Below are 16696 nucleotides of genomic sequence, written 5' to 3'. Positions count from 1 at the left end.
TTGCGTTCTTAAAGATGATACACTACATTTGCATCCGCAATTTTATTGCAAAGTTCATTAAATATTGGGAGAGTTGCCAGAGTGGTTAATGGAGCAGTTTGCTAAACTGTCGACGGGTAACTGTCGCGTGGGTTCGAATCCCACACTCTCCGCAATTTTATTGATTTAAAACAGATAACTGTTTCGGGGTGTAGCGTAGCCCGGTTATCGCGCCGCGTTTGGGACGCGGAGGTCGCAGGTTCGAATCCTGCCACCCCGACAAATTTAATAATCAATTAATATCAAAACCTTGGTAATCGTAAGATTATCGAGGTTTTATGGTTTTTAAGCAATCATAAGAATTGATATTATTTGGTTAAATAAGTGACCTATTCGGTTACCATTTAATACTAATTGAAAAGGTAACCGAATAATTGATTTGACTTTCGTCAGTAAACAAATGTTTAATTAAAAGACGAAAGACATGAAAACTTCAACCACATTTAGTATTCTGTTTTGGCTAAAACTTTCGAAAGCCAAAAATGGAAAAGCACCCCTTTATGCTCGAATTACAGTAAATGGAAAAAGAGCAGAAATAAGCCTTAAAAGGAAAATCAAAATTGAATACTGGAGCTCTGCCAAGAATAAGGTCAAAGGCACCAACCAAGAGGCTAGAATCATTAATGAATTTTTGGACCAGGTTTCTTCAGAATTTCACAAATCCAAAAACGAATTAAAATCAGAAGGTAAAATTATTTCAGCTCTAACGATCAAGGCACGCTATTTAAAAGAAGATGAGCAGAACTATTCTATAAATGATATTACAAAATATCATAATGAAGATATGGTCGGGAAACTAAAGTGGGGCACTCAAAAAAATTACTACACGACTCAAGGCTATATAACAGATTTTTTACTTACTAAGTTTAAAGTAACTGATATGTACTTAAAGCAACTTGATTATAACTTCATTTTAAAGTTTGAAACGTATTTAAGAAACCACATACCAACAGACCATCAAAAGCCGATGGGCAATAATACGGTAATGAAGCATATCGAGCGTTTTAGAAAAATGATAACACTTGCCTATAAGTTAGAATGGATTGATAGAGATCCTTTCATTAATTTCCAATCCAAATTTGAAAAAGTAGAAAGAGGGTTTTTAACAGAAGCCGAATTGATGGACATCGAAGATAAAAATTATTCCATTGAGAGATTACAATTAGTAAAGGATCTATTCGTATTCGCCTGCTATACGGGTTTAAGCTATATAGACGTCGTTAACTTGACTGCTAATGACATCAATCACGGAATAGATGGTGAACTATGGCTAATCATGAAAAGAGAGAAAACAAATAATGCTTTACGAATCCCAATTTTGCCTAAAGCATTGGATTTAATTAATAAATATAAAGAAACCGCTAAATCCTTAGCCAATGGGACTATTTTTCCTAAAATGTCAAATCAAAAACTAAACTCTTATCTAAAAGAGATTGCCGACTTATGCAAAATCAGAAAAAACCTAACCTTTCATTTGGCACGTCATACGTTTGCAACCACAGTAACACTTTCAAACGGAGTACCTATCGAAACCGTTTCTAAACTTTTGGGTCATTCAAGAATATCAACTACTCAAATTTATGCAAAAGTAATTGAGAAAAAAGTAAGCGATGACATGAATAGCCTAAGACAAAAAATTAAAATAAAAGATCAGATTAGGGAAGCCAGATAATTATCGTTTTGAAGGTTAATAGTAACTTACTATGACATTAACTTAAACCAAATCGATATGATAAAATTAAAAGAAATTTTGCAGACCTACCAAAATGACTTAGAAACAATTTGTTCATCTGGTGAAGACATTCTAAAACAATCTAATCTAGCAATCGTATTAAGTAACAATTGTCTAAATAGTTTTAGAAAAACCCTTGAAATTACAAAATTCAAAACCCCTGAAGAAGAAATATTCTTTTTTAAAAACATTAAAAGTAAACCACTGGCTCAACTCATCTATTTTAAGGAAGTTAGGTCTTTCGAGATGTCAATACCTAAAACAACACAAGATATAAAGAAAAGGTACATTTCTAAGCAATTGAATCTTATCGATAAATTCTTTAAGCAACACTTTGAATTTTTGCAATACATCGACCAGAATTTTACGCATTTGGACAGGCTTTATTTTTTAAGAAATAAAGAGGATCTGTACTTACTAATTCATAATGGCGCTTGTTATTATGATACGGTTTTTAATACCTCTCATGACGAATTGTATGCAAGGATAGAAGCTTATAAATATTTTATGAAATACCTCAGAAACAGATATGATGCTATTGACAACCCTTACTTAAAGCGAAAACAGCTAATCAATCAGAAATCAAAACTTGTTTGGACAGCTCCTAAATCAGCATTGATAGAGCTAGTGTATGCGCTTCACTGTACGAATGTATTTAACAACGAACAAACAGAAATCAAACAGATTGCCGATATGTTTCAAAACATCTTCAATTGTGATTTAGGCGATTATTACAAAGTATTTTCAGAAATAAAAACTAGGCAAAAAACCAAGACTAAGTTTCTGGAGGAACTTGCATATAATTTACAGGAGTTCATCACCAAATCATATCAATAGTTGGGTTAAAGTGTTAAAATTTGACCTGACCTCTGGTCATATGGTGATAAATTAATATCAAATAGTACCAAGTTTGCTAAACGAAAGTCAAATCATTTAATAGCTGCCATTGAGAACGAAAGTTTGATGTGGTAGCTATTTTAATCAAAACCTTTTACTATGGCAGCAACAATTATTACTACCGAAGATCTTCGAGAATTTAAACATGAATTATTGGAAGACATCAAAGCAATCGTGAATAATCAAACTGATTTCGCGACTAAAAAATGGTTAAAGTCACCAGAAGTTCGTGACTATTTAAGCATCTCACCAGGAACTCTACAAAACCTTAGAATCAATGGAACACTACCTTATACCAAAGTAGGTGGCGTTATCTATTACGATTATGAAGAAATCCAACAAGTAATGGAGGACAATAAAATTCATAACAAATTTTAGCACACCCATATAAAGCCCCTCCTTTGGAGGGGTTGTGGAGGCCTTATGAAAGAAGTAAATTACATCAAACATCTAAACGCTGTCTTCGAGCAATTCTCAAAAGACAGTCGTTTAAATCCAACCCATATAAGTTTATATATGGCTTTGTTTCAGTTATGGAACATAAACCGATTTAAAGAAAAGTTTTTTGTAGTTCGTGATGAAGTGATGCAACTCTCTAAAATAGGCTCAAAATCCACCTATCATAGATGTATTAAAGAATTGCATCATTGGAAATATGTTGTTTATGACCCATCTCATAATCCATATCGAGGGAGTAAAATTAAGATGCTCAAATTCGAGACAAGCTCTGGACAAGCAGAGGTACACAACCGTCCCAAAAATGAGACAAGCACTGGACAAGCACTGGTACCTAAATATAAACATATACAAACAATAGAAAACAATAAAAACATAAATAAACTTGACCAGCCAAAAAATGAAAAAGAAGTCATCGATTTTTTTGAAATGAAAAACTGGGCAAAAACTGAAGCACAAAAATTTTACAATCATTACCAAGGCATTGGTTGGAAAGTAGGAGGTAAAACTAAAATTGTTAATTGGAAAGCTACAGCCAAAAATTGGATGCTAAAAGCTGAAGAAATCACAAACAATAAGCAACAGTCTCATTTTAAAGACAACCTAAAGACAACTAAAAATAAAAATTACAATGAACCCTTGTGACCTCTGGATTCATAAACCAGAGGTCAAAAAGATATTTTACACAGAGCTTGTCGAAGTTTTAATCCAAGATCTCATTAATAGAAAGCATGAGCAGTAACAAACCACATATAATAATCGAAAAAGGAGTGGAGTTCCATCTTGGGTCTCTAAATGGTAACATGATTCAATACGATTTCAAAAAAATATTAATTTACCTCGATGCCAAAGGAAAGTTGATCTTCGGCAAACACTTTAAAATTTACGAGGAAGATGAGATCATTCTTTACAAGCTATGCATTTATTTTATTAGAGATTTTGAGGCTTGCGAAAAGCTAAAAATAGATCCCAATAAAGGAATTTTGTTATCTGGTCCTGTAGGCTGTGGAAAAACCAGTTTAATGAAATTATTACGTTACATAGTACCTCATCAAAAAGCCTATGAACTTATACCAGCTCGTAACATCACATTTGCTTTTAACAACCTTGGATATAAAACTATTGAAGAATATGGTAATAGTAATTTTTATTGTTTCGATGATTTGGGTGTTGAAACTACAGGTCGTCATTTTGGTAAAGACTGCAATGTTATGGGAGAAATTCTCTTATCTCGTTACGATTTATTCCTAAAACGAAACATTAAAACCCATTCAACAACCAACTTAAATGCTCAAGAATTAGAAGAGAGATATGGCAATCGTGTGCGTTCTAGAATGCGACAAATGTTTAACTTAATAAGTTTTGATTCAAAGTCTGTTGACAAAAGGAATTAAACATTTGTGATAATTTATAGGAAACTAAATAATCACCCAAAACTCTTCAATAAAACACTGGCTTCCAAAAATGACTTTCCAGTTCTAAAGTTCTTTTTCTTCTCAAAATGCAGATTTATGATTTCTCCGAATTTACTTTTCTGTTCCAATTGATAGATTAACTGTACCATATCATTATATTCGCCTTCAATTACAAATTGATAGGTTTTTATGGTTAAATCTTCTTTCAACTCTATGTGAGGTTCTAAAAAGCTAATGATTTGAATATTGTTTTGTTCAGCAGTTGTGTTAATCGTTTTCAATAAATTATTCTGGATTGACGATCCATTAAGTTGGTATTTATTAAATATGGAATCGTAATATTTTTGCTTTTGTTTTAACAGCGAAAGTTCTCTTGGCGTATTTTTAAAAAGAAGCTCTTCTATTTTAAGTGATTTTGATTCTCCAATTAAAACGACTGTTTTTGAAATAGCCAGGTGATAACAAACAAAAAGAATGATAATGAAACCAACGACTAAAACGATATTTTTATTTCTTGAGGTCATTTGATTGTGATTAATAAACTAAACTCTGTTAATGACATGTTCGATTCACTATATTCGGTAATAATTACTTTCTCAACCCAATTTAATCGTTCTAGTTCAGTAACCCAATTTGAAATATCAGATGTGACTGAACTAATACCTTTCAATAAAATAGTATTTAATTCATATTCTATAGGTTTCTCTGCTTTTACACGCTTGGTCAAAGGCTGAAAGTTAAATTCTGAGATATTGATTGATTGAGGTAAGCTAATCATAATGGCATTCGCATAGAACGAACTTCTTGAAGATTCACTCTTTAAAATATCAGTAATAAACTTTTCTTTTTTGTCAACATCTTCTTTTATAGCTATCAATTGTTGCCTTGAAGTCTCATTGACTTGTGACGTTTGTCTTAAGTCTGAAACTTTGTTAAAATAGTGGTTAAAAATAAAGAAATTGATGAATAATATAGTTAGGACAAACAATAATCCAACTTTTAAAAACTGACTAAAAAATCGTTGCTGTTGATAATCATTTGTTAAAGCTGCATATTTGGAATCAAAATTTGATTGTTCATTCACTTTTTTAGATAGTACCAGTTCCAATATAGCTGCAAATGATAGCAAAAACATATTAGACACATTCAATCCATTTATGTCATACTCCTGTGTTATTGTATTTGATTGTTTGTTAATATTCTCAATGCCTAATCGGTTTTTTTCAATTAAGGCATTCGAAGTAAATACCTCTTCAGAATCTAAAAACTCACTAATATTAGAGAATACGTGATTTCCAAAAGAAACATTTAAAACAAAAAGGTTTTTATTTCGGTAATCTTCAATAAGCGTATCAACATATTGCTTACGACAAATAGCAATAAAACAAGCATTTTTTTGACATAATACATCAAAATAAAACTCATTGAGATTAATATTAGGAAAAGCATTCTGAATTAATTTTGAATCTTCATCCTTTGAAAATGGTACTTTTTTAGAAAGTACCTTGTCATTATTTATAACTATAGTAACACCAGATTTTTTTGGAATATAACTTGATACACTTTCAATTGAATCTGTTGTTTTTTTTAAAACAATATCAAGATCATTCTTTTTTTTCTTCAGAGAAACAACAATAATTGTTTCTTTATTTTCAATAATGGTATGCTCGACACCATAAAAGGTGTTTCCAAATAAGAGATATTGTTTTAATTTTTCTAACATTAATATATCACAGTCGGTTTAATAAGAACCGTTAATTTAGATTTAAAGCCTTCTCTAGTTTGTTTGCTAAACAACCATTTTACAATAGGTATCCTGGCTAAAACAGGAACACCTGTACTTGATTTATTTTGTGACTGTTCTTCTAAACCACCTAATATGGCAATATCCTGATCTTCCATACGAATGATCGAACTAAACGTCCTAGAATTAATATTTGGTGGCGCATCTTCAGCGATCCTTACTCCAAAAGCAGATTGAATAACATTGATATCTAACAATACTTGACCATCACCAGAAACAGACGGTCTAATAATCAATCCTAATTGTGCTTCAATAGGAAAATAGTTGGTGATTTCTGATGTTTGTGGGTTATCCGTTCCATAAATATTACGTTGTGTCACAGCATAATAAGACGTTTGTCCATTAGAAAACATGGCTTTATGACCATTTAGTGTAGCTAATTTAGGAGTAGAACGTATTTTTAAATTTCCATTTGATTCAGCTAATTTAATACTGGCAAAAAAGTTTGGCACAACCTTTCCAAGATTAAAACCACTAAAAGCACTAAACCCTGTTAATATGCTATTCACAGCTTGAGCTCCTAAAGTTAAATCTGTAGTGGGATAGATATTCCCTTGAGTTGTAGTAGGTCCTTCACCAATACCCCAACTTATTCCGGCTTCAAGGTTCATGTTTTGGTTTACTTCTATAAACATGACCTCAATTAATATAACAGGAACAGGTTTATCAATATTAACTAAAAACTCTTTAAGACGTTCAATATTTGTACTTGCTCCATTAACATAAAAACAATTAAGCTCATAATCTACCTTTATGTCTAATTCCTGAATAATTTCAACTGGCACAATATCAATTAAAGTACTTCTAGCCATAGAATCGTTATTCGTATTATTCTGATTATTCTGATTGTTCTGATTGTTTGAGTTGTTTGGGTTTCTTGAATTTGTATTGTCAAATTGATTAAATGAATCATTCCCAGACATACTGAAATTATTAGACCCTGTATAATTACTAAAACTATTTGAAGCATCACCTAAGAGGGATACGGAACGATGCCTCATATAAATAATTTCCACCTTTCTAACACTTAACTGCTCTTCCGTTCCGAAAAAATAAATATTGTCCTCTTTTTTAAATGTAAAGGGTGAGGTATTGACAGATGAAAGGCTTTTGTCAGGTCTTTGCCCAGAAGTTGTATTTTGAGGGTTATTTGTAGCAGCTTGCATCTCAAAAATCTTGACTAATAATTCATCAAAATGAATGTTTTTTGCTTTAAAAGTGGCAGTTCCAGCAGCATCTAAAGGAGAAGCAGTAAAAATATTTATATCTAGCGCAACGCCAATATCATTTATAATGTCAACGATTGGAGCGTTTTCAAAATCGACTTCAACATATTTATTTTCTGCATCTAATACTTTAAAATAAATATTTGAGTTACGCCTCCTAGTTGGTCTTATAGTTGTTTGCTGACTGTTTTGATCTGTGCCATTCGCGATATCAGGATTTGTGTTACTTTCAAAAAGATAAAAATTATCTTTCGTTTTTTCATAATACAGATTATTGGCATAGGCTAATTTGCTCATGGCAACATCTAATGGCGTTTGAAGGATATAGGCCGTTAATAATTTATTTTCAAGACCTGGAGAGAAAACCAAATTTTTCCCTGTTTTATCTATAATAGTTTTAAAAACATCATAGAGTTTATCTCCTTTTACATCGATTGATATTAAATTTGATGGAGGGTCGAATGCCACATAGATTTCTTTCTGGACGACCTCTTGAATTGGAGGACTATATTTTTCAATAGATAATATAATCCCTGTGAAATCTATAGTTAAGTCATACTCTTTACATAACCAAACCAAGACATCAGCTACTGGAACATTCTGAAAGTTATTAGCAATGGTAATTTGATTTAATTGAGGGTCTACACTAATGTTTATTTCATGGATTTCAGAGATAGCTAGCAAAAATTTTGCTAAGGTCATATTGTTGACTGTAATATCAGTTTTTACATTTTCAGTAAGGCCTGCATTTTCAACAGATAATGCGGTTAATTGATTTCTAATTTGGTCAATACGTGGATCTTCCTTTTGCGAATACGCCAGAGTTATATTAAAAAATAATAATAAAAGGAATATCTTTTTTATATACATATAGAGCGTTGGTTTTTAGTCTGTTAGTAAGGCATAAACTTCTTCAATGGATGTCTGTCCTTGAATAAGCAATTCAATAGCATTACTTTTTAATGTGGCTATATTCTGATTGCCGATATAATCATCAATTTCTAATTCGTTTTGTTTTATATGTGAGATGATAGTTTTTGTAATAGGAATGATTTCATAAATCGCTTTTCTACCCTGATAACCTGTATGATGGCAAGTATGACATCCTACAGCTTTAAAGTGATATTCTAATCCTACTGGGATTTCAAAATTCTCAGGTAGTATATTTTTTGTTGTTTTGTGTTTTTCTTTACAATGAGTACATAAAACCCTTACAAGACGTTGTGCAACACTAACATTTAGAGTACTGGCAATTAAAAAGGAAGGAATTCCCATATCTATAAGCCTAGAAATGGTTGCCCAAGCTGAATTTGTGTGAATAGTAGATAATACTAAATGCCCTGTTAATGCAGCACGAATGGCCATATTAGCTGTTTTAGCATCTCGTATTTCTCCTACCATAATAACATCTGGATCTTGTCTTAAAAAGGTTCTTAAAGTACTTGCAAAGTCTAGTCCAATATTTTCTTTTAGCTGTACTTGATTAACACCTTCTAAGGTATATTCAATAGGGTCTTCAATGGTTAGAATATTTGTTTTGTCATCGTTTAAAAGTTTTAGGGTCGCATAAAGTGTGGTTGTTTTTCCAGAACCTGTAGGGCCTGAAATTAAGATGATACCATTAGGTTTTTTAATGGTTTCTAAATAGCTGTTTAATTCCTTTTGGGTAAAACCTAAATCTTCAAGGTTAATGTTTTCAGCATCCTTACTTAACAGACGGAGGACTATTTTTTCACCATGAAGTGTAGGAAGTGTGGACACACGAATATCAAATTCTTGGTTGTTGGCTTTTATGGTTATTCGACCATCTTGAGGTAAGCGCTTTTCAGAAATATCTAGTCCAGCTTTTATCTTAATCTTATTAATAATTACAGGGTACTCGTCTAATGAAATAATATAGTATTCTTTTAATTTTCCATCTAGTCGAAACCTGACGCGACAACGAGTTTCATAAGGCTCAAAATGAATATCACTACTCCCTATATTTTTTGCAGACACTAACAATTTTTCTAAAAAATCAGTACTATAATGCAAATCTGTTTTAATAGCATTGGATTGTTTTCTAAAATTAGTTGCTAGATATTTTTGAATATTCTCAGGGCTTTCTTCTTCAAGTTTTACGCTTTTATCGAAAACAACTTGAAGTTCCTGTAAAACGTCATTGGTTATGTTATCGGTTTTAAAAACAATCGTATTATTTTCAAATGCAATGGGTATAATTCGATAATGATAGGCTTGCTCACTATTTAAGAGTTGCTTTAACCTGGTGTCTATATGGAAATCTAATGTGTCTATCATTAGATGATGTATAAGGAATCAATAAGACCTGTCCAAGATCCTAGATAGACCAGTGCAAAAAACAAACTCATATAGCCAGCTAAAGGGACTGTTTTTATAGAATCTCGTTTTTTGAAAAACAGATGTAATACTAAAGAAAAAGTAAGCGACAGGACAAAACAGGTGATGAATGAAATACTCGAAAAACTAAGACATAAAGCTAAAAACAACAAAACATCTCCACTTCCTATAGAGGTTATTAAGAGTTTGCATCCAATTTCATAAAAAATAGTATATTGCACTTAATTAATCTCCCTAGAAGAAAACACTAATTAATTTATTGGATATTACGGAAATCCATAATATTTAGATGCTCATTTTATCTAAATTGTTTTTTTTCGTATATAATTAAAATAATAATATATGCCTATTCTAGTACATATAATTGAATGGATTGAAGATAAGCCTAAATTTTGGCAAGAAGCAGTTAATAGAATCATTCGGAACAATGATTTAACAGATGGAGATATTAATGACTTAGTCAATATTTGTAAGTCTGAAAATGGAATTTCTGATCTAGAGTTTGATGTTGTTGATATTGAAGAACTTAAAGCTTTAGTAGAAAATTCAGATAGTGAGGAAACAGTTACACTTTCAAAAATATGTAATACCGAAAATATTAATGCTCTAAAAGAAGGTGAGGAATTAGAGTTTGCTCCCAATGGACTAACAGTTATTTATGGAGATAATGGTTCTGGAAAATCTAGTTATGTTAGTGTTTTAAAACATATATGTAATACACGTGGAATAAGACCAACAATCAATTCAAATCTTTTCGTTGAGAACAGTGACCAAAAACAACAAGTTGCTGAACTTGAATATAACACCGAAAGTGGTTCGTCTGGTTCTGTAGTATGGAAAGACAACCATTTGAATGACCGTATACTTCAAGTCGTTGATGTATTTGATACGCAAAGTGCCAATCATTATATAGAAGATGAAGATGAAATTGCATTTATTCCTTCAGGATTAATAGTACTTGAAAAGTTGGCTCAATGTTGTAAAAAAGTTGAAGAAAGAATAAATACAGACAAAGGAACATTAATAGCTTCTTCCTTTGATTTTAGCTTTCTTATTGGCGAATACGAAACAGAGGTTTCTAAATTTCTACAAACATTAAGTAACAAAACAAAAATTGAAGAGTTAAAAACACACACTAATCATACTGAAGAATCAGAAGCACGAATTAAAGAACTGGGGACTAGCATTATTAAACTCAAAGCAAAAGACCCAAAAAAAGTAATTGAAGATAATAATAAAAAGATTAGACGATTTAATAGTCTGAAAGATAGATATAGAGCTGTTGAAACTGGTTTTACAGAAAAGACACTCACTGATTCAAAAACAATTATAAATACTTTTTTTTCAGCATCTGAAATATCAAAAACTGCTTCTGAGAAAGCTTTTTCTAATTTACCAATAGAAAATGTTGGGAATGAATATTGGAAAACATTATGGGAAAGTGCCAGGAAGTTTTATAATCATTCCGTTGGAGATACTATATTTCCTAATACGGATGAAAATTCAAATTGCCCACTATGTCTTCAAGACCTTGGAGATGATGCCAAAGAAAGGTTTAACAACTTCGAAACTTTTGTAAAAGCTGATTTACAACAGCAATTAGATGTGGCATCAACAAAACTAGAAGAATGGAAAAATTATTATGCGAACCTAGATTTTGATTTTACAGAATACACTCCAACAATTGATGAGATAGAAGAATTAATTGAAGGGTTTACTGTTAAACAGGCTAGTTTTATTAATGCCCTGAATACAGAGCAAAAAAAAATACTAAAGCTCTATGAAACACCTAAAATAATTGAGGTTATAGAAATTCCTGAATTTGAGAGTACACCAATTACAGTTATTGAAACTCTTGTGAAGACACTACAAGAAGAAAACATAAAATTAAGTAAAGCATCCGTTGAAGAAGAATTGAAATTATTAGAAAGTGAGTTCAGAAATTTGTCAGCTATCAAAGAACTTCAGAAGTATGAAAAGCAAATTACTGATGAAATCAATCGAAAGCGAAGTATTGAATCTCTAAAAAAATGCACATCTCAATGCCGAACAACAAATATTACGATATGTAGTAATGGTATCACAGATACTTATATAACAAGTAACTTGAAAGAAAATTTTAAAGCTGAGTTGAGAAAGCTCGGTTTTAAGAATATAAATGTTGTTGCCAATACTAAAGGAGCTAAAGGGAAACAATATCATTATTTACAATTGGATACATCTTATGGAGTTAATATAAGTTTAAAAGATATATTAAGTGAAGGAGAGCATCGTTGTATTTCACTTGCTACATTTTTCTCTGAACTTTCAATATCAGAACATAAATCTGCAATAATATTTGATGACCCTGTATCTTCTTTAGACCATAGGTGGAGAGATAAAATTTCTAAAAGAATTATTGAAGAATCACAGGAAAGACAAGTTATTGTTTTTACTCACGACATCACTTTTTTGATGAGACTTCAAGAATTTGCTAACAAACAAGACTGCGATATAGAAATCAAAAGCTTAACAAGAAAGAAAACAGAAACAGGTATTTTGGCTAAAAATCCACCTTGGGATGCACTGCCAGTTAAAGCTAGAGTTGGTGTTCTTAATGCAGAATTTCAGACTTTGGAAAAAATAGAGAATACAGAGACCGAAGAAGTCTATAGAGAAAAAGTAAAACTAATGTATGGACTAATGAGAGAAACGTGGGAACGCCTTGTGGAAGAACTGCTTCTAAACGGTACTATACAAAGATTTGGGAGAGAAGTTCAAACCCTACGCTTGAAGAAGGTAATAGACCTTACTGAGGAAGACTATCAAAAAATCAAAGCTAATATGTCCAAGTGTTCTACAATGTTTTCTGGACATGATAGTGCTGGGGAATTAATACAAAGTTTGCCTGATACAGAGGAAGTAAATGCTGACCTTGAAATTCTTAAAGCATATGCTGTAGAATTAAAAAAAAGAAGGAACTAATTTAATAGAAAAAATTTAACTTTGAATTTCTTTTTAAATGCCTTAAAATAGGATATGCCCGAACAACAAAACATAGAATGGAAACAATCTTGGAGAGATGAATACTTGCAATGGATTAGTGGTTTCGCTAATGCCAAAGGAGGTGTTTTATATATTGGAAAAGATGATAAGGGAAATGTAGTTGGAGTGAGTAACTACAAAAAATTAATGGATGACCTTCCAAATAAAATTTCTAGTAAGTTAGGAGTACTTTGTGATATCAATCTACACGAAGAAGAAGGTCTATTTTATATAGAAATTACTACAAACCCTTACAATAATGGTATTTCGTATAATGGAAAATATTATTATCGTTCAGGTACTACCAATCAAGAGCTTCGAGGAAATGAACTGACAGAATTTTTATTAAGGAAAACAGGGAAAACGTGGGACGATATTGAAGAGGAAAATGCCTCGTTTGATGATATTAACGAAGGTACCGTTCGTCAATTTGTAAAATTAGGTATTGCTTCAAAGAGATTACCTCCTGAAACAGAAAACCTAGATACAAAGACTGTTCTTGAGAATTTACTTATCATAAATGACGGCAAGTTAACTCGGTCAGCAATATTATTATTTGGTAAACAACCTTTAAGGTTTTATGTAAGCTCATTTCTTAAAATTGGAAAATTTGGAAAATCAAGTTCAGAGTTACTTTCTCAAGAAGTTATAGAAGGAAATCTTTTTGAGCAACTTGATGAAGCTCTCAAAATTTTATTCACGCGATTTATTAATAGCTCTATTAACTATGATGGAATTCAAAGGATAGAAACCTATGAATACCCATACGAAGCAGTTCGTGAAATACTATTAAATGCGTTTACCCATAGAACTTATGAAAACTCTCCAATACAAATTAGCGTTTACCCTGACCGAATTAGGTTTTGGAATCAAGGAGAATTATTAAGTCCACTAACTCCTGAAAAATTAAAAATTGATCATACATCTATCACTAGAAATCCAAATATTGCTAGAACATTCTTTAGAGCAGGTTATGTTGAATCTTGGGGACGAGGAACAATTAAGATTATTGAAGAATGTAAAAGGGCAGGATTACTTGAGCCTAAAATAGAAGAATTAACTGGAGGTGTTGCTGTTACATTATTTAAAGATAAAGCTAGTGATGAATATCTTTCTAAATTGGATTTAAATGATAATCAATTAAATGCTGTTAAATATATTCGTGAAAATGGATATATAACAAATGGTATTTATAAAGAACTTTATAAAGTTTCTGATAAAACTGCATATAGGCATCTTGATGAACTTGTTAACCTTGAAATTCTTATAAAAGTTGGAGAAAAAAAAGGTACACGTTATGAGATTAAATATTAGAATGTCCGATATATGACTGATATAGATAATAAATGTCCGATAAATGTCCGATATAATAGAAAAAGAAATGATTTAAGAAAAGATGATCTATGTAAAGAATAAAATGATGACCTAATAAGTCATCTTTCTTTTTTAGTTATAAAGATTAGGAAGAAAACATAAAAGAAGTTATTTTAGTAAAAGGAAAAATAATAGAAAAACGTTCTTTAAAATAGGTGGCTAGAAGTATGAGTTACTGTTGAAAAAAGTACAAAAGCCCTCAAAAAAGAGGGGTAGCTGTTATCCCTTTGGACTCAAACATAAAGGGTATAATAACGTGGCTACTTCTACTAACATAGCTTTAAAGAAAACCTATAATGGAAAAGAGTTCCAAGATGAGTTAGATTTAAATTGGCATGATTATGGTGCTAGGAATTATGATGCGAGTTTAGGACGTTGGATGAATGTCGACCCGTTGGCAGAGAAGTATCATGAATATTCAGGGTATAATTATACTTTAAATAACCCAATAGTGTTTACTGACCCTGACGGACAAAGAGTAGAGTGGGGAGAAAATTTAAGTCCTGAAGAAAAGCAGATAGTAGGTAGTTTTATACATAACTTAAGGAAAAACTCAAAAGTTTTTAATAATATTTTTGAAACATTACATAGTAGTGAAAATATATATACGGTTGGTAATGAGGGTATAAGTGCAGATGCAAGTTTTGACCCTGATACAGGAGTATCTGATGTTCAATTTGATGAAGATACTTTAGAGACTACAGAAACTTACGATGAATCATCTAATAAAGGTGGTACTATTAGATTACCTTTTGATTATTTCGAGCAATTTAAAGGTCTAAAAAGTAAAAGTGAGATTGTAAAAAACTCATTGGTTGAAGAATTTGTTCATGCCGCTCAATGGGAAACTTTATTTCCTAAATCAGGAATGACTACTTCGGAATTTTATATTGATTTTGTAGGGTCAAACTTTAACAATGGAAATTTTGAGTTTGAAGCAAAAGCATTATCAGGGATAATTCATCAACAAGGAGGAATAGGGTATAGAAAAGGAGGTGATTTAATTTCAGGCAACTATGGAAGAGCTATTTATAAATCTGGCGCTTTTAATAGCAAACAATATTTTAAGTCGGCTAATAATTGGTTGAATAGTTCAGAAACGAATAGCGGCTATAGAACCATGAATGGTTTAGATGTTTCAATAAATAAATCTTTACCTCCTACTTTATTAATTCAGGCAATTAAAGACAAATAAATATGAAAAATGTAATTTTGGTGCTGTTTTTTATTTTTTTAGCTTGTGGTAGCTCAAAGAGGTATGAAACAAAAGAATTAGATCTTTCAGGGAAAAACCTAAAAAAACTACCTGAAAGAATACTTAAATATAGAAACTTAAAAACTATAAATTTAAGAAATAATAAATTTATAGAGTTTCCATTACAGCTGTCTCAACTTACTTATTTAGAGAATATTTATTTGTCAGATAACTATATTGATTCAATTCCTGTAGAGATATTGAATTTTAAAAACCTGAAAGTTTTAGATTTAGAAGGAAATAAAATACGCTATTTTAGAAATCTTAGTACCATGGATAGTTTAAAAGTAATTTCTATTACTCATAATCCTTTAAAAACTAAAAAATCATCAATTGAGTGCTTAATTCCTGAAAAAGCTGAAGCTTTATATGGTTATGAATTTCCAAGCATAAAGGGGTTAGATTGTAAAACAAGATAAAATCCTCGCTACTGCTCGTTTGTAACGAGTGCCGATAAGAGTAATAAAAACAAAGAACCTCTTCGAGGTTTATAACTTCGAACTATTAAGCAATAACTAATAATTAAAACAGAGAACCACAATGTAAAAGTTGTGGTTTTTTATGAAAAGCCTGTTTAGTTTTAAACAGCACTCACTATTTTAAACTACTACAAACATCCCCCAATATCGGGTTTTAAATACAGCAACAATCTTTAATCGGGTTGCTGTTTTGCTTTAAGTTCAAAGCTATCTAACAAACTGAATTATCCTAAAAAAGTTGCTACAAGCTGTAAAATAAAACCAATACAAAGTAACAAGGCACCCAACCCTATATTTCTATTCATCTTTTTGGCTTTAATCTTTTGCAATTTTAAATATTTTGAGCTGTATAAGTAAGAACCAAATTTTACTGGCATAGAATTTTTAAACATGAGTATTGCCCCAGTGATATCGAAAATCAAACCAACGGTATTAATTATTGTGGATGTATCCATTTACCTCTAAATTTATTATAAATATATTTAATCTACTTACAATATTACAGTACAAATGTCTTTTTCTTATTAACTTCCTGTCTAGAAAGACGCAGTATTTGTAAGCCCTTACCTTACTTTATGTAAGGCGTAATGTTGATCAAATAAATTATTCAATCCTATCTTGTGATTTTGTTTCACTT

The 16696-nt window shown here is 31.3% G+C and carries 14 protein-coding genes and 2 tRNA genes; 11 read left to right on the top strand and 5 right to left on the bottom strand.

Features of this window, described 5'->3' with window-relative positions; genetic code table 11:
• The first annotated feature begins 67 nt into the window (after positions 1-67).
• The 7 genes from LX78_RS14150 to LX78_RS14120 all read left to right on the top strand — a co-directional run bounded on the left by LX78_RS14150 (position 68) and on the right by LX78_RS14120 (position 4518).
• Positions 68-152 (top strand) — tRNA-Ser (locus tag LX78_RS14150).
• A gap of 32 nt (positions 153-184) precedes the next feature.
• Positions 185-259 (top strand) — tRNA-Pro (locus tag LX78_RS14145).
• 204 nt (positions 260-463) lie between these two features.
• Positions 464-1711 carry a site-specific integrase gene (locus LX78_RS14140; protein WP_109683434.1) on the top strand — a complete coding sequence of 416 codons (1248 nt, stop codon included), beginning with the start codon at positions 464-466 and terminating at the stop codon, positions 1709-1711.
• Positions 1712-1768: 57 nt separating this feature from the next.
• Complete coding sequence (locus LX78_RS14135; protein ID WP_109683433.1) at positions 1769-2608, top strand: RteC domain-containing protein; 840 nt, start codon at positions 1769-1771, stop codon at positions 2606-2608.
• Positions 2609-2767: 159 nt separating this feature from the next.
• Positions 2768-3046 carry a helix-turn-helix domain-containing protein gene (locus tag LX78_RS14130; protein ID WP_109683432.1) on the top strand — a complete coding sequence of 93 codons (279 nt, stop codon included), beginning with the start codon at positions 2768-2770 and terminating at the stop codon, positions 3044-3046.
• Between the two features lie 45 nt (positions 3047-3091).
• Positions 3092-3769 (top strand): hypothetical protein, encoded by a 678-nt coding sequence (locus LX78_RS14125; protein WP_109683431.1) that lies wholly within the window; start codon positions 3092-3094, stop codon positions 3767-3769.
• An 86-nt stretch (positions 3770-3855) separates the two neighbouring features.
• Positions 3856-4518 carry a P-loop NTPase family protein gene (locus tag LX78_RS14120; RefSeq protein ID WP_109683430.1) on the top strand — a complete coding sequence of 221 codons (663 nt, stop codon included), beginning with the start codon at positions 3856-3858 and terminating at the stop codon, positions 4516-4518.
• A 32-nt stretch (positions 4519-4550) separates the two neighbouring features.
• Here the strand turns inward: LX78_RS14120 and LX78_RS14115 are convergent, their stop codons facing one another.
• The 4 genes from LX78_RS14115 to LX78_RS14100 are packed head-to-tail and all read right to left on the bottom strand — an operon-like array spanning position 4551 to position 9867.
• Entirely contained in the window at positions 4551-5063 is a 513-nt protein-coding gene (locus tag LX78_RS14115) for a hypothetical protein (RefSeq protein WP_245881545.1), read from the bottom strand.
• Positions 5060-6262 carry a hypothetical protein gene (locus LX78_RS14110; protein WP_109683429.1) on the bottom strand — a complete coding sequence of 401 codons (1203 nt, stop codon included), beginning with the start codon at positions 6260-6262 and terminating at the stop codon, positions 5060-5062. The genes LX78_RS14115 and LX78_RS14110 overlap by 4 nt, the downstream gene beginning before the upstream one ends.
• Positions 6262-8439, bottom strand: coding sequence for a type II secretion system protein GspD (locus tag LX78_RS14105; protein WP_109683428.1), 2178 nt, complete (start codon positions 8437-8439; stop codon positions 6262-6264). Before LX78_RS14105 ends, LX78_RS14110 begins: the two co-directional genes overlap by 1 nt.
• Positions 8440-8454: 15 nt before the next feature.
• Positions 8455-9867 carry a GspE/PulE family protein gene (locus LX78_RS14100; RefSeq protein ID WP_109683427.1) on the bottom strand — a complete coding sequence of 471 codons (1413 nt, stop codon included), beginning with the start codon at positions 9865-9867 and terminating at the stop codon, positions 8455-8457.
• A gap of 402 nt (positions 9868-10269) precedes the next feature.
• Here LX78_RS14100 and LX78_RS14095 point away from each other — a divergent pair, with 402 nt between their 5' ends.
• The 4 genes from LX78_RS14095 (at position 10270) to LX78_RS14080 (ending at position 15999) form a co-directional block, all read left to right on the top strand.
• Positions 10270-12891: an AAA family ATPase gene (locus tag LX78_RS14095; RefSeq protein WP_109683426.1), complete on the top strand. Its 2622-nt coding sequence runs from the start codon at positions 10270-10272 to the stop codon at positions 12889-12891.
• A gap of 54 nt (positions 12892-12945) precedes the next feature.
• A complete protein-coding gene (locus LX78_RS14090) occupies positions 12946-14265 on the top strand; it encodes an ATP-binding protein (RefSeq protein ID WP_109683425.1) in 1320 nt (439 codons plus the stop codon).
• Positions 14266-14581: 316 nt separating this feature from the next.
• Positions 14582-15520, top strand: coding sequence for an RHS repeat-associated core domain-containing protein (locus tag LX78_RS14085; protein WP_245881544.1), 939 nt, complete (start codon positions 14582-14584; stop codon positions 15518-15520).
• A 2-nt stretch (positions 15521-15522) separates the two neighbouring features.
• Positions 15523-15999 (top strand): leucine-rich repeat domain-containing protein, encoded by a 477-nt coding sequence (locus tag LX78_RS14080; RefSeq protein WP_109683423.1) that lies wholly within the window; start codon positions 15523-15525, stop codon positions 15997-15999.
• A gap of 284 nt (positions 16000-16283) precedes the next feature.
• Here the strand turns inward: LX78_RS14080 and LX78_RS14075 are convergent, their stop codons facing one another.
• Positions 16284-16514: a hypothetical protein gene (locus tag LX78_RS14075; RefSeq protein WP_109683422.1), complete on the bottom strand. Its 231-nt coding sequence runs from the start codon at positions 16512-16514 to the stop codon at positions 16284-16286.
• Positions 16515-16696 lie beyond the last annotated feature (182 nt).

The sequence above is a fragment of the Xanthomarina spongicola genome (genome assembly GCF_003148645.1).
In the GTDB taxonomy this organism is placed as follows: Bacteria; Bacteroidota; Bacteroidia; order Flavobacteriales; family Flavobacteriaceae; genus Xanthomarina; species Xanthomarina spongicola.
The sequence above is the reverse complement of the archived record's forward strand: the minus strand, read 5'-3'. Positions and strand labels throughout refer to the sequence as shown.